At 51.7% G+C, this 18,748-nt stretch carries 20 protein-coding genes; 11 read left to right on the forward strand and 9 right to left on the reverse strand.

Annotated features, from left to right (window positions below; translation table 11 throughout):
* The first annotated feature begins 84 nt into the window (after positions 1 to 84).
* Positions 85 to 1,335, forward strand: a complete 1,251-nt coding sequence (locus tag E1B03_RS01945) for an MFS transporter (RefSeq protein WP_133087183.1) — start codon at positions 85 to 87, stop codon at positions 1,333 to 1,335.
* A 40-nt stretch (positions 1,336 to 1,375) separates the two neighbouring features.
* On the opposite strand, the gene cpxA is transcribed toward E1B03_RS01945, so the two are convergent.
* Entirely contained in the window at positions 1,376 to 2,749 is a 1,374-nt protein-coding gene (gene cpxA, locus E1B03_RS01950; RefSeq protein ID WP_003028758.1) for an envelope stress sensor histidine kinase CpxA, read from the reverse strand.
* On the reverse strand, positions 2,746 to 3,444 hold the full coding sequence (gene cpxR / locus E1B03_RS01955; protein WP_006686193.1) for an envelope stress response regulator transcription factor CpxR: 699 nt from the start codon (positions 3,442 to 3,444) through the stop codon (positions 2,746 to 2,748). Before cpxR ends, cpxA begins: the two co-directional genes overlap by 4 nt.
* 150 nt (positions 3,445 to 3,594) lie before the next feature.
* On the opposite strand from cpxR, the gene cpxP reads away from it, so the two are divergent.
* The 6 genes from cpxP (at position 3,595) to E1B03_RS01985 (ending at position 9,715) form a co-directional block, all read left to right on the forward strand.
* Positions 3,595 to 4,095: a cell-envelope stress modulator CpxP gene (gene cpxP / locus E1B03_RS01960; RefSeq protein WP_103771936.1), complete on the forward strand. Its 501-nt coding sequence runs from the start codon at positions 3,595 to 3,597 to the stop codon at positions 4,093 to 4,095.
* A 147-nt stretch (positions 4,096 to 4,242) separates the two neighbouring features.
* The gene (gene fieF / locus E1B03_RS01965; protein WP_103771937.1) at positions 4,243 to 5,145 is read left to right on the forward strand and encodes a CDF family cation-efflux transporter FieF; all 903 of its coding nucleotides are present in this window, start codon (positions 4,243 to 4,245) and stop codon (positions 5,143 to 5,145) included.
* Between the two features lie 185 nt (positions 5,146 to 5,330).
* On the forward strand, positions 5,331 to 6,293 hold the full coding sequence (pfkA, locus tag E1B03_RS01970) for a 6-phosphofructokinase (RefSeq protein ID WP_079939320.1): 963 nt from the start codon (positions 5,331 to 5,333) through the stop codon (positions 6,291 to 6,293).
* A gap of 200 nt (positions 6,294 to 6,493) precedes the next feature.
* Positions 6,494 to 7,483, forward strand: a complete 990-nt coding sequence (gene sbp, locus E1B03_RS01975; RefSeq protein ID WP_133085607.1) for a sulfate/thiosulfate ABC transporter substrate-binding protein Sbp — start codon at positions 6,494 to 6,496, stop codon at positions 7,481 to 7,483.
* A 104-nt stretch (positions 7,484 to 7,587) separates the two neighbouring features.
* Positions 7,588 to 8,337, forward strand: coding sequence for a CDP-diacylglycerol diphosphatase (locus E1B03_RS01980; RefSeq protein ID WP_133085608.1), 750 nt, complete (start codon positions 7,588 to 7,590; stop codon positions 8,335 to 8,337).
* Between the two features lie 73 nt (positions 8,338 to 8,410).
* Positions 8,411 to 9,715, forward strand: coding sequence for an SLC13 family permease (locus E1B03_RS01985; RefSeq protein WP_133085609.1), 1,305 nt, complete (start codon positions 8,411 to 8,413; stop codon positions 9,713 to 9,715).
* Positions 9,716 to 9,796: 81 nt separating this feature from the next.
* On the opposite strand, the gene tpiA is transcribed toward E1B03_RS01985, so the two are convergent.
* Positions 9,797 to 10,564, reverse strand: a complete 768-nt coding sequence (tpiA, locus tag E1B03_RS01990) for a triose-phosphate isomerase (protein WP_003028783.1) — start codon at positions 10,562 to 10,564, stop codon at positions 9,797 to 9,799.
* Between the two features lie 228 nt (positions 10,565 to 10,792).
* Entirely contained in the window at positions 10,793 to 11,395 is a 603-nt protein-coding gene (locus tag E1B03_RS01995; RefSeq protein ID WP_133085610.1) for a YiiQ family protein, read from the reverse strand.
* Positions 11,396 to 11,495: 100 nt separating this feature from the next.
* Between E1B03_RS01995 and E1B03_RS02000 the strand changes: the two genes are divergently transcribed.
* On the forward strand, positions 11,496 to 11,924 hold the full coding sequence (locus E1B03_RS02000; protein ID WP_103771942.1) for a DUF805 domain-containing protein: 429 nt from the start codon (positions 11,496 to 11,498) through the stop codon (positions 11,922 to 11,924).
* 69 nt (positions 11,925 to 11,993) lie between these two features.
* Here the strand turns inward: E1B03_RS02000 and fpr are convergent, their stop codons facing one another.
* The 4 genes from fpr to E1B03_RS02020 form a co-directional block, all read right to left on the reverse strand.
* Positions 11,994 to 12,740: a ferredoxin--NADP(+) reductase gene (gene fpr / locus E1B03_RS02005; RefSeq protein ID WP_103771943.1), complete on the reverse strand. Its 747-nt coding sequence runs from the start codon at positions 12,738 to 12,740 to the stop codon at positions 11,994 to 11,996.
* Positions 12,741 to 12,835: 95 nt separating this feature from the next.
* Complete coding sequence (glpX, locus tag E1B03_RS02010) at positions 12,836 to 13,846, reverse strand: class II fructose-bisphosphatase (RefSeq protein ID WP_133085611.1); 1,011 nt, start codon at positions 13,844 to 13,846, stop codon at positions 12,836 to 12,838.
* A gap of 135 nt (positions 13,847 to 13,981) precedes the next feature.
* The gene (gene glpK, locus E1B03_RS02015) at positions 13,982 to 15,490 is read right to left on the reverse strand and encodes a glycerol kinase GlpK (protein WP_003028792.1); all 1,509 of its coding nucleotides are present in this window, start codon (positions 15,488 to 15,490) and stop codon (positions 13,982 to 13,984) included.
* Between the two features lie 22 nt (positions 15,491 to 15,512).
* Positions 15,513 to 16,358 (reverse strand): MIP/aquaporin family protein, encoded by an 846-nt coding sequence (locus tag E1B03_RS02020; protein ID WP_003825195.1) that lies wholly within the window; start codon positions 16,356 to 16,358, stop codon positions 15,513 to 15,515.
* Positions 16,359 to 16,786: 428 nt separating this feature from the next.
* Between E1B03_RS02020 and zapB the strand changes: the two genes are divergently transcribed.
* From zapB to E1B03_RS02035, 3 genes are all read left to right on the forward strand, one after another.
* Complete coding sequence (zapB, locus tag E1B03_RS02025; RefSeq protein ID WP_019077914.1) at positions 16,787 to 17,032, forward strand: septal ring assembly protein ZapB; 246 nt, start codon at positions 16,787 to 16,789, stop codon at positions 17,030 to 17,032.
* A 92-nt stretch (positions 17,033 to 17,124) separates the two neighbouring features.
* The gene (locus E1B03_RS02030; protein WP_133085612.1) at positions 17,125 to 17,793 is read left to right on the forward strand and encodes a hypothetical protein; all 669 of its coding nucleotides are present in this window, start codon (positions 17,125 to 17,127) and stop codon (positions 17,791 to 17,793) included.
* Positions 17,790 to 18,179 carry a hypothetical protein gene (locus E1B03_RS02035; RefSeq protein ID WP_133085613.1) on the forward strand — a complete coding sequence of 130 codons (390 nt, stop codon included), beginning with the start codon at positions 17,790 to 17,792 and terminating at the stop codon, positions 18,177 to 18,179. The genes E1B03_RS02030 and E1B03_RS02035 overlap by 4 nt, the downstream gene beginning before the upstream one ends.
* Positions 18,180 to 18,216: 37 nt before the next feature.
* Here E1B03_RS02035 and rraA read toward each other — a convergent pair whose 3' ends face one another.
* Positions 18,217 to 18,702 (reverse strand): ribonuclease E activity regulator RraA, encoded by a 486-nt coding sequence (gene rraA, locus E1B03_RS02040; RefSeq protein WP_008787034.1) that lies wholly within the window; start codon positions 18,700 to 18,702, stop codon positions 18,217 to 18,219.
* Between the last annotated feature and the right edge of the window lie 46 nt (positions 18,703 to 18,748).

Genomic DNA, 18,748 nt, shown 5'->3' on the forward strand with positions numbered 1-18,748 from the left:
TGAAAAATAACTCTCTGAATTTATTGTCTATATAATTTAATTTAAATATTTCTCTCAACAAGCAATGAGGGGTTACTCATGTTCATGAATAAATGGGCAAGGCTCTGTTTTTTGATTTTAGGCGGCGGCACAATATTTAAACTTTCAAGTATGAAAGATGTTTTTTATGTGCCAATGCAAAGTGACTGGGGTTTAACTAATACACAAATTGGCTTGAGTTTTACTGTTTATACGATTGTTCAAACAACCGGGCTTTTTCTTTCGCTCTATATCGCAGACCGTTACTCCAAGAAAATATTATTACCATTCGGTCTGATTGGGGTAGGACTTTGCGGTTTATATCTGGCAACGCTACCGTCATTTACTGGTTATCTCATTTGCTTTGCCGCAATGGCGTTCTTTGCCGATGTGGTTTACTGGCCGGTATTGCTGAAAGCCGTGCGTCTGCTGGGTACGAAAGAAGAACAAGGCCGCATGTTCGGCTTTTTAGAAGCTGGACGCGGCGTGGTGGATGTCATCGTGGCCTCTGGCGCTCTGTTTGTCTTCGTCCAGTTTGGTGAAGGTAAGGCGGGGATGCAGGCGGGTCTGCTGTTTTATACGGTCATCACGCTTGCGGCGGGCATTGTGACGTACTTTATTGTCGATGATGACAAAGTGAAAGGCGGCGAGAAAACCAGCGCCAACATGGAAGTGTTAAAAGGTATCAAACATGTGTTGTCTTGCCCTAACGTCTGGCTGGCTTCTTTAGGGATTTTCTTCGTTTACGCCGCATATTGTGGGCTGACTTACTTCATTCCGTTCTTAAAAGACATCTACATGCTGCCGGTAGCACTCGTCGGGGCGTACGGCATCATCAACCAGTATGCGTTGAAAATGGTGGGAGGACCGATTGGGGGGCTATTGGCGGATAAGGTGGCTAAATCGCCGACGGTATACCTGAAGTGGACGTTTTTGATCTCCGCCGTTGCGATGCTTGTTTTCATGCAGTTACCGCATCAAACAATGAACGTATATATCGGTATGGTGGCGACTTTAGGGTTTGGGGCGATTATCTTCTCTCAGCGCGCCATTTTCTTCGCGCCGATGGATGAGATCGGGACCCCGCGTGAGTATGCCGGTTCGGCAATGGCATTTGGCTGTATCATCGGTTATATGCCCGCCATGTTTGCATATACGTTATACGGCTATTTACTCGATACCAATAGCGGCATCACGGGCTACAACTATGTCTTTAGCGTGATGATTGCGTTCAGCTTAATGGGCTTTATCTGTTCAACAATTCTGGTGAAGCGGATTAAAAAGCAAAAGCTGGCGGCTGAAACGGCGACAGCATAAGGTGAGTGCTTCCCCGGTGCGATGTGACCGGGGAAGCCAGTTAAGCGCGTTTATACAGTGGCAACCAAATCACCAGCCGTAAACCACCCAGTGGGCTGTCTTCGGCCTTTACCCAGCCACGATGCTGCTGGATTGCGGTTTCAACAATCGCCAGACCCAGACCCGTTCCGCCGGACTCGCGATCGCGCGCCTCATCGGTACGATAGAACGGACGGAAAATCTGTTCCCGGTCTTCAGGGCTAACGCCCGGACCATCGTCATCCACGGTGATGGTAATCCCGTCGATATCCACCGCGAAGCCAACTTCAATCTTCGTGTGTGAGTAACGCAGGGCATTGCGCACAATGTTTTCCAGCGCACTTTCCAGCGCATTTGGGTTGCCGTACAGCGGCCACGGACCCGGCGGGAAATTCACCGTGAGCGATTTACCCATCTGCTCGGCTTCAAAGGCGGCGTTATCCAGCACTTCGCCCCACAGCTGATTGGCTTTCACCGTTTCACTGACCAGCGCGTTTTTCTGCTGATTACGTGACATCACTAGCAGGTCGTTGATCATGCTGTCCAGCCGATGCGCTTCAGTTTCAATACGCTCCAGCTCTTTGCTCTCACCGCTACGACGGCGCAGCAGCGCGGTGCCCAGCTGTAGACGCGTCAGCGGCGTTCTCAACTCGTGAGAGATGTCCGACAGCAGGCGTTGCTGCGTGGTCATCATTCGCTCCAGCGCCGTCACCATCTGGTTAAAGCTGGCGCCTGCCGCCAGAAACTCCTGCGGGCCGGCTTCCAGCTCCGGATGCTGACGCAGGTTGCCCTGAGCCACTTCATCCGCCGCGTTTTTCAACTTACGCGCTGGTTTCGCCAGACTCCAGGCAAGCCAGAGCAATAGCGGAGAGCTGACTAACATGGTGACGATCAGCAACAACAGCGGTCGGTCGAACAGCAGGTTGATAAAGTCAGATTGTGAGCTGCTGGCAGGTCGAATGAGATACAGCTGGTAGTTATCTTCACCGTCTCTGACGGAGAAAGGCCCGACCATCTCAACGCGACCGTATTTTTTCTTTTGCGGATGGTCGGCGTTATCGGCCTGACCAATAAAGTTACGAATGATCTGCATTTCGTTGCGTTCTGCGCCGATCACGCGTCCTTCTGTCGTAACAAGTAATAACCGCTGTCCCGGCGGTGCCCACTTGTCTATCGCCCGAAACAAGCGACGCCACCACATCAAATCGTTGGGTGGATCGTTCGCCAGTTCAGCTTCTACGTGTTGCTCAATCATCAACCCCTGGCGCTGCTCGCTGTCCAGTAGCTCGGTCATCTGGCGTGAATCGAGCTTGGGTAACATCAGTACCAACATCAACACCAGTGCCAGCGTCAACCAGAAGATGGCAAAGATGCGCGCGGTTAAGCTCCCTATCATGAAGCGGAGACCATCAGGTAGCCGCGACCGCGCAGGGTTTTAAACCACGGGTGACCGTCTTTACGCTCTGGCAGCTTACGACGCAGGTTCGAGATATGCATATCGATCGCGCGATCGAAAGGCGTCAGGCGTTTGCCCAGCACTTCCTGGCTCAGGTGTTCACGCGAAACCACCTGACCGAGATGCTGTGCCAGCAAATAGAGCAGGGTGAATTCGGTGCCGGTTAACTCCAGGGTTTGCCCGTCAAAGCTGGCTTCCTGGCGACCTGGGTTAAGGCTTAACGCATCCACTTCCAGCGTCGGCGAGCCGTTGTCGCTATTCTGCTGCTGTTCGCTCCAGTGTGAGCGACGCAGAATAGCGCGGATGCGCGCGACCAGTTCACGGTCGTTAAACGGTTTGGGTAAATAGTCGTCCGCGCCCAGCTCAAGGCCAAGTACGCGATCCAATTCGCTGCCGCGAGCGGTCAGCATGATTACGGGTGTCTGGTGTGTCTGACGAAGTGCTTTCAGCGTATCAATGCCATTTTTCTTTGGCATCATGACGTCGAGCAAAAGTAAATCGATGCTGTCATCCAGAAGCTCAAGCGCCTGTTCCCCATCATAGGCAACCAGCACATCGAAACCTTCCATTTCGAGCAACTCCTTTAACAGGGAAGTCAGCTCTCGGTCATCATCAACTAACAGGATTTTATTCATTGTTTACGTACCTCCGAGGCAGAAATTACGTCATCAGGCGTCGCTAATCTATGACTTTACGTTGTTTTACACCCCCTGACGCATGTTTGCAGCCCGAATCGTAAACTGTCTCTCGTTGAATCGCGACAGAAAAGATTTTGGGAGCAAGTGATGGGCAAAGTTACCGCTGCCGTCATGGCCTCAACGCTGGCATTCAGTACTTTAAGCCATGCAGCTGAAGTCGTCACAGGCGATCACTGGCACCTGGGTGAAGGCTCCGCGCAACGCAGCGTTCAGAGCCACATGTTTGACGGTATCAGTTTAACCGAACATCAACGTCAACAGATGCGAGATTTAATGCAGCAGGCAAGACACGAACAGCCTCCTGTTAATGTTAGCGAAATGGAGACAATGCATCGCCTTGTCACCGCAGAGAAATTTGATGAAAGCGCTGTGCGCGCTCAGGCAGAAAGAATGGCGCAAGAACAGGTTGCCCGCCAGGTTGAAATAGCCAAGGTCCGCAACCAGATGTATCGCCTGTTAACGCCCGAGCAGCAAGCGGTTTTAAATGAGAAACATGAACAACGAATGGAGCAACTGCGCGACGTAGCGCACTGGAAAAATAGCTCATCGTTGAATTTATTGAGTAGTAGCAACTCACGTTCCCAGTAGTACCCCTGTTTTCCTTGCCATAGACACCATCCCTGTCTTCCCCCACATGATGTGGGGGTTTTTTTTGCCCAAAATTTGTCACTCGGTTATTGCCTGACTGTTTTACTTCATCCGTTATACTAGCGGCATATCCTGGCAGGAGTGTTTATGAATCAAACCTATGGGCGGCTGGTTAGCCGGGCGGCAATCGCGGCGACCGTGATGGCATCGCTGTTACTTTTGATCAAAATTTTTGCGTGGTGGTACACCGGATCGGTCAGTATTCTGGCTGCGCTGGTGGATTCTCTGGTGGACATTGCGGCGTCGTTAACCAACCTGTTGGTGGTGCGCTATTCTTTGCAACCGGCCGATGATGAACATACGTTCGGACACGGAAAAGCGGAATCGCTGGCGGCGCTGGCGCAAAGCATGTTTATTTCCGGTTCGGCGCTGTTTTTATTCCTGACCGGGATTCAGCATCTTATCCAACCCACGCCGATGAAAGATCCTGGCGTTGGGGTGGTGGTCACCATCATTGCATTAGTGTGTACAATCATTCTGGTCTCGTTTCAGCGCTGGGTGGTGAAGCGTACGCAAAGTCAGGCCGTTAGGGCGGATATGCTTCATTATCAGTCTGATGTTATGATGAACGGTGCGATTCTCGTTGCGCTTGGTCTGGCATGGTATGGCTGGCATCGCGCAGATGCCTTGTTTGCGCTCGGGATTGGCATCTATATTTTATATAGCGCATTACGCATGGGGTATGAGGCGGTGCAGTCTTTATTGGATCGCGCTTTACCCGATGAGGAACGTCAGGAAATTATTGATATCGTGACGTCATGGCCTGGCGTCAGCGGCGCTCACGATCTTCGCACGCGGCAGTCAGGGCCGACCCGCTTTATTCAGATTCATTTGGAAATGGAAGATAATCTGCCGCTCGTTCAGGCGCATTTAGTGGCTGAACAGGTTGAGCAGGCAATTTTACGGCGTTTCCCGGGATCGGATGTCATCATTCATCAGGATCCCTGTTCTGTCGTACCCAAGGAAGGCAAGATGTTTGAGCTTTCATAATTCGTTGTAAAAAAAGTGAACCAGGCCAGCATTTTGTGTATAAATTACCACCATTTGGCCTGACCTGAATCAATTCAGCAGGAAGTGATTGTTATACTATCTGCATATTCGTTGGATCGTTTCGATATGCGGAATCGACTTCCGGCAGCAGATTTCATTTTGCATTCCAAAGTTCAGAGGTAGTCATGATTAAGAAAATCGGTGTGTTGACAAGCGGCGGTGATGCGCCGGGCATGAACGCAGCAATCCGTGGTGTTGTACGTGCAGCGTTGACGGAAGGGCTGGAAGTCATGGGGATCCATGATGGCTACCTGGGTTTGTATGAAGACCGAATGGTTCAACTTGACCGCTACAGCGTGTCCGACATGATCAACCGTGGCGGTACTTTCCTCGGTTCAGCCCGCTTCCCGGAATTCCGCGACGAAAACGTACGCGCGGTAGCTATCGAAAACCTGAAAAAGCGTGGCATTGATGCGCTGGTTGTTATCGGTGGTGACGGTTCCTATTTGGGTGCAAAACGCCTGACTGAAATGGGCTTCCCATGCATTGGTCTGCCGGGCACTATCGACAACGATATCAAAGGTACCGACTACACTATCGGTTACTTCACCGCTCTGGGTACCGTAGTTGAAGCGATTGACCGTCTGCGTGATACCTCTTCTTCTCACCAGCGTATTTCCATCGTTGAAGTGATGGGTCGCTACTGTGGCGATCTGACCCTGGCGGCTGCCATTGCCGGTGGCTGTGAGTTCGTGGTGGTTCCTGAAGTGGAATTCAGCCGTGACGATCTGGTTGCTGAAATCAAAGCAGGTATCGCGAAGGGTAAAAAACACGCAATCGTAGCGATCACCGAGCACATGTGTGACGTTGACGAACTGGCGCATTACATCGAGAAAGAAACGGGCCGCGAAACGCGTTCAACCGTGCTGGGTCACATTCAGCGTGGTGGTTCCCCGGTTCCTTACGACCGTATCCTGGCATCCCGCATGGGCGCCTATGCTATTGAACTTCTGCTGGAAGGTCACGGCGGTCGCTGTGTCGGTATTCAGAACGAGCAGTTGGTTCACCACGACATCATCGATGCTATCGAAAACATGAAGCGTCCGTTCAAAGGTGACTGGCTGGACTGCGCGAAAAAACTGTATTAATTGCAATTGCCGGATGGCGGCTTGCGCCTTATCCGGCCTACATGATGCAAATCGTAGGCCTGATAAGCGTAGCGCCATCAGGCAAAAAACCGACTCCATATATTCCCCTAAGTTATAGCAAATCTTTTTTTATTCTTTAATGTTTGGATGCCTTTCTGGCACGCTTTGCTCATCACAACACGACATAAGAGAGCTGGGCGATGAACAAATGGGGCGTAGGGTTAACATTATTGCTGGCATCGACCAGCGTTCTGGCAAAGGATATTCAGTTACTTAACGTATCGTACGATCCAACGCGGGAACTGTACGAGCAGTACAATAAGGCCTTCAGCGCGCACTGGAAGCAGCAAACGGGCGACAACGTTGTGATCCGCCAGTCACACGGCGGTTCGGGTAAACAGGCGACCTCCGTCATCAACGGCATTGAAGCCGATGTCGTGACGCTGGCGCTGGCTTACGACGTGGATGCCATTGCTGAACGGGGTCGTATCGATAAAAACTGGATTAAACGCCTGCCGGATAACTCTGCGCCGTACGCCTCCACCATCGTGTTCCTGGTCCGTAAAGGCAACCCCAAACAAATTCATGACTGGAACGATCTGATAAAACCTGGCGTGTCGGTTATTACACCCAATCCGAAAAGCTCCGGCGGGGCTCGCTGGAACTATCTGGCGGCATGGGGCTACGCCTTACACCACAACAATAACGATCAGGCCAAAGCACAGGACTTTGTGAAGGCTCTGTATAAGAACGTTGAAGTGCTGGATTCTGGTGCGCGTGGCTCAACCAATACCTTCGTTGAACGTGGTATCGGTGATGTGCTGATCGCCTGGGAAAACGAAGCGCTGTTGGCAACGAACGAGCTGGGTAAAGACAAATTCGAGATTGTGACGCCAAGTGAATCTATCCTCGCGGAGCCGACCGTTTCCGTCGTCGATAAAGTGGTGGAAAAGAAAGACACCAAGGCGGTAGCGGAAGCCTATCTGAAGTATCTCTACTCCCCGGAAGGCCAGGAAATTGCAGCGAAAAACTACTATCGTCCACGTGATGCAGACGTTGCGAAGAAATACGAAAACACATTTCCGAAGCTGAAGTTGTTCACCATCGACGAAGAGTTTGGCGGCTGGACGAAAGCGCAGAAAGAGCATTTCTCTAACGGTGGTACGTTCGACCAGATCAGCAAACGATAAATCAGTCTGTGATTTACCAACCCGGTGGCTTAACGCGACCGGGTTTTTTATTTGTCATGGTTTTGCGTTACTCTTGCCCTTCAATGGGATACAGGGAACGCGTAATGAAAAAAGCAGGCTATCTTTTACTGGCGGTGATTGTGGTCGCCGCCGCTGCAGGTATCGGATACTGGAAATACACCGGCAACCCGGACGCATTACGCCAGATTGTTCTTCAGCAATGCCTGCCGCACCAGCTGCAGCAGCAGGATCCTGCACCATGCGCAGAAGTAAAGCCAGATGCCGGATATGTGGTATTCAAAGACCGTAACGGGCCACTGCAATATCTGTTGATGCCTACCTGGCGGATCAACGGTACGGAAAGCCCGCTGTTGTTGAAATCAGGCACGCCGAACTTTTTCTGGCTGGCCTGGCAGGCGCGCAGCTTTATGAGCCAAAAATACGGCCAGGAGATCCCTGACAAAGCGGTTTCTCTGACCATTAACTCGCGTAGTGGGCGTACGCAAAATCACCTGCACATTCATATCTCCTGCCTGCGCACTGATGTCAGAAAGCAACTGGATGACAATCTGGCGAAAATCAGCACCCGCTGGCTGCCTTTACCTGGTGGGCTGCGCGGTCATGAATATCTGGCACGCCGCGTTACGGAAAACGAACTGGCACAACGCAGCCCGTTTATGATGCTGGCAGAAGAGGTGCCGGATGCGCGTGAGCATATGGGCAGCTATGCGCTGGCGATGGTGCGCCAGAGCGATGAGTCCTTTGTCCTGCTGGCGACTCAGCGTAATCTGTTGGCGCTGAATCTCGCCTCTGCTGAGGAAATTCAGGATCATCAATGTGATATTCTGCGTTAAACCCACCTAATCTGGCGTTTACTCCGCATGCCTGTCCCCGTATTCTTGTTGAAAAAAACAACAGGAGACAGGCATGTCGCTCTGGCTTACACACCCTCTGTTTATCCCCTCTCTGGTGGTTGGCATTACCATCCTGCTCTGGGCCACGTCGCTGCTGCCGGAGTTTATAACGGCGCTGCTGTTCTTTGCCGTGGCGATGGTGGCCAAAATCGCGCCTGCGGATGTGATTTTTGGTGGCTTTGCGTCGTCGGCGTTCTGGCTGGTCTTCAGTGGCTTTGTGCTGGGGATCGCGATTCGTAAAACGGGGCTGGCGGACAGGGCGGCGAGGGCGCTGTCATCGCGATTGACCGACTCTTGGCCGTTAATGGTGGCGAGCGTAGTGCTGCTGAGTTACGCGCTGGCGTTTGTGATGCCATCCAACATGGGCCGCATTGCGCTGCTGATGCCAATTGTCGCGGCAATGGCGAAACGGGCCGGAATTAACGACGGTACGCGCGCCTGGTATGGACTGGCGCTGGCTGTAGGATTTGGTACGTTCCAGCTTTCCGCGACCATTTTACCCGCTAACGTACCGAATCTGGTGATGAGCGGCGCGGCGGAAGGCTCTTACGGCATCCACCTCAATTATCTTCCCTATCTGCTGCTGCATACGCCGGTTCTGGGCTGGCTTAAGGGGGCTGTGCTCATCGTGCTTATCTGCTGGCTGTTCCCTGGTAAGCCTCATGCGCCGCGCGATCTCACGCCGCCTGAGCCAATGAACCGGGATGAAAAACGTCTGGCCTGGATGCTGGCAGTGGTGCTGCTGTTGTGGGTAAGCGAAAGCTGGCATGGTATTGGTCCTGCGTGGACCGGGCTGGCGGCGGCGGTGATCACGCTGTTACCACGGGTTGGTTTTATCAATGGCGAGGAGTTTTCCTCTGGGGTCAATATTCGGACCTGTATTTACGTAGCGGGTATTCTCGGGTTGGCGATCACCGTTACCCAGACCGGCATTGGCAGTGCTGTGGGCGAGGCGCTGCTGCAGGTGATGCCGCTGGATGCGGAAAAACCGTTCACCAGCTTTCTCGCGCTGACCGGCATTACCACCGCGCTCAATTTTATTATGACGGCGAACGGCGTTCCGGCACTGTATACCACGCTGGCGCAAAGTTTTGCCGATGCAACGGGGTTCCCGCTGTTGTCGGTAATTATGATTCAGGTATTGGGATATTCCACACCGCTGCTGCCGTATCAGGCTTCGCCGATTGTGGTGGCGATGGCGCTTGGGAAAGTCCCTGCGAGGGCGGGGATGTTGCTGTGTATCGCGCTGGCGGCGGCAACGTATCTGCTTCTTCTGCCGTTGGATTATGCCTGGTTTAACGTGCTGGGTAAGTTGTAAAAAAAGCCCGGCGGCGCTAACGCTTACCGGGCCTACAGTCTTATAGGGCGGGACAGCGAAGCGCCGCCCGCCGCAACAGCATTATGCCTGTTTTGCGGCTTCTGCTGCTTTAACGATGACAGCGAAGGCGTCTGCTTTCAGAGAAGCACCGCCAACCAGCGCGCCGTCGATGTCCGGCTGAGCGAACAGTTCTGCCGCGTTAGCTGCGTTTACGGAACCGCCGTACTGGATGATAACTTGTTCAGCGATTTTCGCGTCAGCTTTAGCAATGTGGTCACGAATGAATTTGTGAACAGCCTGAGCCTGGGCAGGAGTTGCAGATTTACCGGTACCGATAGCCCATACTGGTTCGTAAGCGATAACCACGCCTTCGAATGCTGCTGCGCCCTGAGTTTTCAGAACGGCGTCGATCTGACGTGCACAAACTTCTTCAGTTTTGCCCGCTTCGTTTTCTGCTTCGGTTTCACCGATGCACAGAACCGGAGTCAGACCCTGCTCTTTCAGCACGGCGAATTTCTTCGCGATCAGCTCGTCAGACTCTTTGTGGTAAGTACGACGCTCAGAGTGACCGATAATGATGTACTGCGCGCCGATATCTTTCAGCATTTCAGCGCTTGTTTCACCAGTGAATGCGCCAGACAGGTTCAGGTCAACGTTCTGCGCGCCCAGAATGATGTGGCTACCGGCAGCGGCGTGTTTCGCCAGGTCGATATACATTTCCGGCGGAGCAATCGCTACTGCACAGCCAGCAACGCCAGCCAGTTCTTTACGCAGATTAGCAACCAGTTCGTTTACCATGTGGCGGCTGCCGTTCAGTTTCCAGTTACCCATCACTAAAGGATGTCGCATTTCATTTCTCCACGCTTGTCAGCGAATTAAGGAATATGGCCACCCGTCAGGGCAGCATGGTCTGTGAAACAGTATAGAGATTCGTCTGCTGAAAGGCTTTGCTTTTTATCATTTCCCCGTCATTCTGCACGTTGCAGGTGCGTTGGCTGTACTCTCTCACCCCTGTCACTTACTGATGTAAGCTCCAGGGGATTCGTTGCGTCGCCGCCTTCCTGAAACGTGAATAATTTAGGGGGAATTCGCCTTCTCAAGACTTTCTGATAGTGCCAGCTTAATCGGTTCAACAGCGAAGGTCAGCCCCTTTTCGCCGTTATCTGCAACAACATAGCGAATTGCGCCTTCCGTTTCGGCGTAATAGTGCTTCCCTTTGCCGGCTGCGAGCAGTTTTTGCAGCTTTTTCTGGCTCTGTTCTTTCGTCAGCAGCGGCGCGACGGTGCGAATGACGGCGCTCATGTATTCCAGCGCTTTCGTTTTGGCTGCCTTTTGTTCTGGCCCCTGAATCGGCAGCCAGGTTATCTGCATGCTTTTGATTTTTAAAGTGCCGCGCTCAAGGGCGGAAGACGCATACAGATTTTCATTGATTTTACTGGCCGCGCGGGTGAGATTTGCCCGATCGCGACTGCTGTCGATGGCGCGGAACTCATTCAGGATAAGCTTCGGATTCTGCGTATTAAAGTTTTCGCGAAACTGGCTAATCGACAGGTCAAAGGTCGGCGCACCCGCCAGTAAATAGGGGGCTGTGGTTGCCGTCGACGGTTCTTCTGCCAGTGCCGCAGTGCTTGCAGTTAAGGCTGAAAACAATAATAAAAACAGTGTAAATCCTTGCTTCATCAATCGTACCTTTCATTCTCACTGCTCACGATTAAAACGGTAACCGTCGAGCTTGTCAAAAGGGTAAACTGTTCTGGAAGGTAATAATAAAGGAACTTACATGACCATACAGCAGTGGTTATTCTCATTTAAAGGGCGCCTCGGGCGCCGTGATTTCTGGATTTGGATAGGCCTGTGGATCGTCGGTATGTTGGTTTTGTTCTCACTGGCGGGCAAGCAATTACTCGATATTCAGACCGCGGCATTTTGTCTGGTGTGTCTGCTATGGCCGACGGCGGCAGTGACGGTAAAACGCCTGCACGATCGGGGTCGTTCCGGGGCGTGGGCGCTGCTGATGATTCTGGCCTGGATGCTACTGGCCGGAAATTGGGCGATGTTACCCGGCGTCTGGCAATGGGCGGTAGGCCGCTTTGTTCCGACGCTGATTCTGGTCGGTATGCTCATCGATCTGGGCGCGTTCGTTGGCACCCAGGACGCAAATAAATACGGTAAGGACACGCAGGACGTAAAATACAGAGCTGACTCGTAGGTCGGATAAGACGCGTCAGCGTCGCCATCCGGTAAAATGCCCGGGAGCTTACCGGGCAGAGAAACGTGCTTACCAGTAGTGCTCAGCAGTCATATGGCCCGGTCGACGGCGCAGGTGTTTGGTCATCTGCCGGGTTTCTTTCAGCAGTTGCTGCGTATCGCGTACCATTTGTGGATTTCCGCACAGCATCACATGGCTGGTTTCTTTATCCATTGGTAGCCCTACCGCTTTTTCCAGTTCACCGCTTTCAATCAGCGCCGGTACACGTCCGGTCAGCGAATCTGCAACTGTTTCCCGGCTGACAACCGTTTGAATGCGTAATTTACCTTCATAGCGCTTTTCCAGCGCCTGCATCAACGGCAGGTAGCTCAAATCGGCTGCATAGCGCGCGGCGTGGACCAGCACCAGATTTTTAAAGCGATCCAGGTCTTTACCTAACTGCAGAATCGACAGATACGGGCCGATAGCCGTGCCGGTTGCCAGCATCCATAGCGTTTCGCAATCGGGGACTTCATCCAGCACGAAGAAACCTGCGGCTTCACTCACCACCTGGACTTCATCACCAGGTTTGAGCGCCGCCAGTCGAGGGCTGAGTTTGCCGTCAGGAACCGTCACCAGATAAAATTCTAAGTCGGGGTTGTCAGGCGCATTGACATAGGAATAGGCGCGCTGGACGCGCTCGCCGTCGATCTCAAGACCAAGCTTGGTGAACTGACCAGCAGTGAAAGGAAGAACCGGAGCTCGCACGGTCAAACTAAACAAGGCATCGGTCCAGTTCTGCACCTTTGTGACTTTGCCTGTTACCCATTCTGCCATGGTTTTCTCCTGTCTGCTTTGATTGCCTTATCTTCGTTCGTTGGAGGAAAGATTTCCAGCCCGGATGGGCTGGAAGGCTCTATTGATCAAATCAATTACAGGATGTGCGCCTGCACATCGGGATCTTTGCGATCGAGGTAGTGAATCGACTGAATGCGGCGGATCGTGCGTGATTTGCCACGGATCAGCAGCGTTTCGGTGGTCGCAATATTGCCTTTGCGGCTAATTCCTTCCAGCAGATCGCCTTTGGTGATTCCGGTGGCGGAGAAAATGACGTTGTCGCTGCGCGCCATTTCATCCAGATGCAGCGCTTTGCCTGCTTCAATGCCCATGGCGGTGCAGCGGGCCAGTTCCTGTTCACCAATACGACGGTTCTCTTCGCTGTCGCCCTTGACGTAATGACGAGCCAACAGGCGGCCCTGCATATCGCCGTCCAGCGCGCGGATCACGGCTGCAGAAACCACGCCTTCCGGTGCGCCGCCAATGCCGTACAGCACGTCAACTTCACTGTCTGGCATGCAGGTCAGAATCGAGGCCGCAACGTCGCCGTCAGGAATGGCGAAAACGCGCACGCCTAGTTTCGTCATCTCTGCAATAACCTCGTCATGGCGCGGTTTTGCCAGGATGGTGACGGTCAGGTCACTCAGCGGTTTGTTCATCGCGGCTGCAATGTTTCGCAGGTTGGTTTCCAGCGACAGGTTCAGGTCGATGGACCCTTTTGCGCCTGGGCCGACAATCAGCTTTTCCATGTACATGTCCGGCGCGTTCAGGAAACAGCCTTTATCGCCCACTGCCAGCACCGCCAGCGCATTCGCCTGGCCCATGGCCGTCATGCGTGTGCCTTCGATAGGATCGACGGCGATGTCGACCGCATCACCGTGACCGGTTCCGACTTTCTCACCGATAAACAGCATCGGCGCTTCATCAATCTCACCCTCGCCAATCACGATGGTGCCGTCGATGTTGACCTGGTTGAGCATAATACGCATGGCGTTCACCGCCGCGCCGTCAGCGGTATTTTTATCGCCGCGGCCCAGCCATTTATAGCCAGCCAGCGCGGCCGCTTCGGTCACGCGTGAAAATTCAATGGCAAGTTCTCGTCTCATTGCAAACTCGTAGCTGAAAGGAATGGCGCGAAGTGTAGCACAGGGGAGGGGGCGAGATTATTGATGTGTGTGCGGGGTTGCCCCCGCACGAAGATATTGCCGGATAAGGCACAGTTGCCATCCGGCTATGACGTATTACTCGTCGTGATCTTCCCACGCCATGGCGCGTTTGACCGCTTTTTTCCAGCCGCTGTAACGGAAGTTACGCTCGGTAGTTTCAATGCCAGGGCGGAATTCACGCTCGATGACCGCTTTCTCCTGTAGCTCGTCCAGATTCTGCCAGAAGCCTACTGCCAGACCAGCCAGGTATGCCGCACCCAATGCGGTGACTTCGCGGACTTCCGGGCGCTCAACGCGCGTGCCGAGAATGTCGGACTGGAACTGCATCAGGAAGTTGTTGGCGACCGCACCGCCATCAACACGCAGGGCGTGCAGGCGAATACCGGAGTCAGCCTGCATCGCTTCCAGAACATCACGAGTCTGGTAAGCGATAGACTCAAGCGTGGCGCGGATGATGTGGTTGGAGTTTACCCCACGGGTCAGACCAAAGATGGCGCCGCGTGCATACGGGTCCCAGTACGGTGCGCCAAGGCCGGTGAATGCCGGAACGACGTACACGCCGTTGGTATCTTTCACTTTGGTAGCGAAATATTCGGAGTCGAATGCATCGCTGATGAGTTTCATTTCATCACGCAGCCACTGGATGGAGGCGCCAGCCATAAATACCGCACCTTCCAGCGCGTAGTTCACTTCTCCGGTCGGTCCGCAGGCGATGGTGGTCAGCAGCCCGTTTTCGGATTTAACGGCTTTCTCGCCGGTGTTCATCAGCATGAAGCAGCCGGTACCGTAAGTGTTTTTCGCCATCCCTTCCTTCACGCACAGTTGGCCGAACAGCGCCGCCTGCTGGTCACCGGCAATACCGGAGATAGGAATACGAATGCCACCTTTACCACCGATGTTGGTTTGACCATAGACTTCAGAAGAACGGCGAACTTCTGGCAGCATTGCACGCGGAATATCCAGCGCATCCAGCATCGTGTCATCCCAGTCCAGGGAGTGGATATTGAACAGCATGGTACGCGAGGCGTTGGTGTAATCCGTTACGTGTACGCGTCCCTGCGTCATTTTCCAGATAAGCCAGGTGTCTACGGTACCGAACAGCAGTTCGCCGCGACGAGCGCGCTCACGCGAGCCTTCTACGTGGTCGAGGATCCACTTCACTTTGGTACCGGAGAAGTACGGGTCAATGACCAGACCGGTGTTATTACGGATGTACTCTTCCATACCGTCGCGCTTAAGCTTTTCGCAGATATCCGCGGTACGACGGCACTGCCACACAATGGCGTTATAGATTGGTTTACCGGTTTCGCGTTCCCAGACGATGGTGGTTTCACGCTGGTTGGTAATACCGATCGCGGCAATTTCATCGGAACTGATATCGGCTTTCGCCAGAACTTCTACCAGCGTGGAGCTTTGGGTCGCCCAAATTTCCATTGGGTCGTGTTCTACCCAGCCTGCTTTCGGGTAGATTTGCTCGAATTCGCGCTGTGAAACGGCAACGATATTCGCATCGTGGTCCATTACGACCGCGCGGGAGCTGGTGGTGCCCTGGTCGAGCGCAACGATATATTTTTTTTCAGTCATAATTTTTTGTCCCGTAGTCACATTACTGCGAAGCTTTTTGTTGAGTGTTGGCCGCAACGTCTTTCTCTTCAATCGCGCAGACATCGCACGGCAAATGACGACCAATCAGTTTGCGATAGGCCCATGCGCCCAAAATCGCGCCGGTAATCGGGCCAAACACTGGTACCAGGAAGTAAGGGATATCACGACCACCTGTGAAGGCAATCTCACCCCATCCGGCCATCCAGGCGAAGAGTTTCGGTCCGAAGTCACGTGCCGGGTTCATCGCAAAACCTGTCAGCGGACCCATGGAAGCACCAATAACGGCAATCAACAAGCCGATCAACAGCGGTGCCAGCGGACCACGAGGTACACCGTTACCATCGTCGGTCAGTGCCAGAATCAGCCCCATTAGAATAGCGGTAATGACCATTTCAACCGCGAAGGCCTGCACAAAATTGATATGCGGGTTCGGATAAGTGGAGAAAGTACCTGCCAGACCCAGGCTCTCGGTACTGCCGCGCACGATATGGTTAGTTTGTTCGAAATCGAGGAAAAGATTGTAATAAAGCCCGTAAACCAGTGCCGCTGCGCAAAAGGCGCCGGCAATTTGCGAAATAATAAAAGGGACAACTTTGCGTTTATCAAAACAGGCGAACAGCCAGAGTGCGATGGTTACCGCGGGATTCAGGTGTGCACCAGAAACGCCTGCGGTCAGATAGATAGCCATCGCTACCCCCAGACCCCAGATGATGCTGATTTCCCACTGACCAAAAGTAGCGCCAGCTACTTTGAGTGCAGCGACACAGCCCACACCGAAGAAAATCAACAACCCGGTACCGAGGAATTCAGCAATGCACTGGCCTTTTAAGGTTGAGGTTTGACTCATAATCGGATCCTGAAGAGAGTTTAATGTTTATTGTGTGCGAGAAGGTCACTGACATCCCCGGAGCCGGTAGGCACACTGTTAATTTATCGTTAACGCGCAAAAACGAGAAATATCGAAATTAAAATGTGTGTGCTCCATCAACAAAATGAGCGTTTTCGCGCCATTGTGAGGTGTTTGTTATAAAAAAATAGTGTGAGCTGAATCATTTCACTGAACAATCTGTTAACACTTAAGAGTTATGACAGTAATGTCACCAGGAGAAAGACTAAAAGTGTTGCAAACCGCAATCTGCGCGGGATGCCGCTGGACAGGGATGACGCGGCTTCATACAATCGGTGTTAAGTAGAGTGCGCTCGTTTTTATTAAGGCGTCGCCGGTTATCGGGACGAGGATTTTTATCCATCAACGCCTTGCAATTCAGGAGAGGTATGACGATGTCATTAGAAGTGTTTGAGAAACTGGAAGCAAAAGTACAGCAGGCGATTGATACCATCACGCTGTTGCAGATGGAAATCGAAGAGCTGAAAGAAAAGAACAACTCACTGTCGCAGGAAGTTCAGTCTGCACAGCAGCAGCGTGAAGAGCTGGAGCGTGAGAACAACAACCTGAAAGAACAGCAGAACGGCTGGCAGGATCGTCTGCATGCCCTGCTGGGTCGTATGGAAGAAGTCTAATTCTGATTTCTTCAAAAAGGCATCCATAATGGATGCCTTTTTGCTATGTAGAGATTAGGATATCGTATTTTTTAAATATCAAAGAATACGATATGACAAAAAGAAACGATATTATTGATGATTCGGATCGACTTATCACCAGAGATATTAGATATGGTCTTATCTATACAGAGAATTTAGGATGGATTGATTTAGGCCATGCTAATCCGGCAGGGGCTGTAAAATTATGGTTTGAAATGACAAGGCCTCGTGGTGGTGATAGTGAGTTTTATGAAGTAAATTATCATCAAAGTATGTCCAAAAACATTCATGGCATAAATATCAATACTGGTATATATCGTAGGTTTATGGTGCGCCGAGGATTGCAGGAGCGAACCTTACAAGGTATTGCTTTATCAATATTCTTAGGTACGTCACATCGCTTTGAGTCCTTACAGGACTTTTGGCCTTATGTTTATTTAACGGATAGTGGTTATAGTGCTGAAGATTTGGTCTCAAATCTATTTGGTTTTTACCAAGCGGTAAATTATGCAGATTACACCTCTTACCTTCAGATATGCTCGAAAGAAAATGCTTATCGAATCTGGGACTTCTATGGCCCAGTTGGTGAGTTTAAGAATAAAAGTGTTATTCCGTTACTGTTTCCTGACCCTATCAATAAAAATAAGAGACATGAACCCTATTCGGGTGAATTACCTTTATTTATGGATGTAATAAGACCTATTGCTAATCCTGATTATGTTCGGGAACTCCACATATGAAATCCAGGAGATCAGGTTTTATTATTGTGTTTATGCTTTTTATTGCGCTAATTTATTGTCATTTTATGGTGAGCATCTATACAGAAAAACTCTACACACAACAGAATTTATTATTTTATCATCTGCTAACACCGAAACCTCTTAAACAGGTTCCAAGGATATCTAACGACTGGTTTTTTGTAAGCTATGCAGATGATGGTAGTCATCTTCAACGCAGTGAGATAATTTTTACCGGGATACAAAAGAGTGGCATTCAGATAGCTGAGGATAAATTAAATGCTTATATCGAAACTTATCCTGTCAGTCGTGAAACGATGAGTATCGTTGTCGAAGAAAAATATGAAAAGTATGATATTAAAGTCATTCATTACGAATCAAATGAATGAAAAAAAGGCCATCAAATTTGCTGATGGCCTTTTTTGATTACTCGATATCGAGCGGGTCTTCGGAGAGGATTATCCCGGTGTTGTCAGCGTACAGGTGGTCGCCGGAGAAGAATGTTACGCCGCCAAAGTTGACGCGCACATCGCTTTCCCCGATACCTTCTCCTGAAGCACCTACCGGAATGGCGGCAATCGCCTGAATGCCGATATCCAGTTCTTCCAGATCGTCTACCTGGCGGACTGAGCCGTAGATAACCAGACCTTCCCATTCATTCTGTACGGCCAGTCGTGCCAGTTCGGCATCGACCAGCGCACGACGGACGGAACCGCCGCCATCGACCAGCAGAATGCGACCACGGCCGTTTTGTTCGAGCAGATCGTACAGCAACCCGTTGTCCTCGAAACATTTTACCGTGATGATTTGTCCGCCAAACGACGACCGTCCTCCAAAGTTAGAGAACAGCGGTTCCACGACGTTGACATCTTCCTGATAGATGTCACAAAGCTCGGATGTATCGTATTTCATAGGCTTAACGTTCAGTTGCTGCGAGAATTTTTAGTATATCGCGCTA

Origin of the sequence: Citrobacter arsenatis, assembly GCF_004353845.1 — a bacterium.
Classification (GTDB): Bacteria; Pseudomonadota; Gammaproteobacteria; order Enterobacterales; family Enterobacteriaceae; genus Citrobacter; species Citrobacter arsenatis.

Bases quoted from the DNA above. Each gene is read 5' to 3' on its own strand.
- E1B03_RS01945 (WP_133087183.1), top strand. From the start codon at position 85: ATGAATAAATGGGCAAGGCTCTGTTTTTTGATTTTAGGCGGCGGCACA.
- cpxA (WP_003028758.1), bottom strand. From the start codon at position 2,749: ATGATAGGGAGCTTAACCGCGCGCATCTTTGCCATCTTCTGGTTGACG.
- cpxR (WP_006686193.1), bottom strand. From the start codon at position 3,444: ATGAATAAAATCCTGTTAGTTGATGATGACCGAGAGCTGACTTCCCTG.
- cpxP (WP_103771936.1), top strand. From the start codon at position 3,595: ATGGGCAAAGTTACCGCTGCCGTCATGGCCTCAACGCTGGCATTCAGT.
- fieF (WP_103771937.1), top strand. From the start codon at position 4,243: ATGAATCAAACCTATGGGCGGCTGGTTAGCCGGGCGGCAATCGCGGCG.
- pfkA (WP_079939320.1), top strand. From the start codon at position 5,331: ATGATTAAGAAAATCGGTGTGTTGACAAGCGGCGGTGATGCGCCGGGC.
- sbp (WP_133085607.1), top strand. From the start codon at position 6,494: ATGAACAAATGGGGCGTAGGGTTAACATTATTGCTGGCATCGACCAGC.
- E1B03_RS01980 (WP_133085608.1), top strand. From the start codon at position 7,588: ATGAAAAAAGCAGGCTATCTTTTACTGGCGGTGATTGTGGTCGCCGCC.
- E1B03_RS01985 (WP_133085609.1), top strand. From the start codon at position 8,411: ATGTCGCTCTGGCTTACACACCCTCTGTTTATCCCCTCTCTGGTGGTT.
- tpiA (WP_003028783.1), bottom strand. From the start codon at position 10,564: ATGCGACATCCTTTAGTGATGGGTAACTGGAAACTGAACGGCAGCCGC.
- E1B03_RS01995 (WP_133085610.1), bottom strand. From the start codon at position 11,395: ATGAAGCAAGGATTTACACTGTTTTTATTATTGTTTTCAGCCTTAACT.
- E1B03_RS02000 (WP_103771942.1), top strand. From the start codon at position 11,496: ATGACCATACAGCAGTGGTTATTCTCATTTAAAGGGCGCCTCGGGCGC.
- fpr (WP_103771943.1), bottom strand. From the start codon at position 12,740: ATGGCAGAATGGGTAACAGGCAAAGTCACAAAGGTGCAGAACTGGACC.
- glpX (WP_133085611.1), bottom strand. From the start codon at position 13,846: ATGAGACGAGAACTTGCCATTGAATTTTCACGCGTGACCGAAGCGGCC.
- glpK (WP_003028792.1), bottom strand. From the start codon at position 15,490: ATGACTGAAAAAAAATATATCGTTGCGCTCGACCAGGGCACCACCAGC.
- E1B03_RS02020 (WP_003825195.1), bottom strand. From the start codon at position 16,358: ATGAGTCAAACCTCAACCTTAAAAGGCCAGTGCATTGCTGAATTCCTC.
- zapB (WP_019077914.1), top strand. From the start codon at position 16,787: ATGACGATGTCATTAGAAGTGTTTGAGAAACTGGAAGCAAAAGTACAG.
- E1B03_RS02030 (WP_133085612.1), top strand. From the start codon at position 17,125: ATGACAAAAAGAAACGATATTATTGATGATTCGGATCGACTTATCACC.
- E1B03_RS02035 (WP_133085613.1), top strand. From the start codon at position 17,790: ATGAAATCCAGGAGATCAGGTTTTATTATTGTGTTTATGCTTTTTATT.
- rraA (WP_008787034.1), bottom strand. From the start codon at position 18,702: ATGAAATACGATACATCCGAGCTTTGTGACATCTATCAGGAAGATGTC.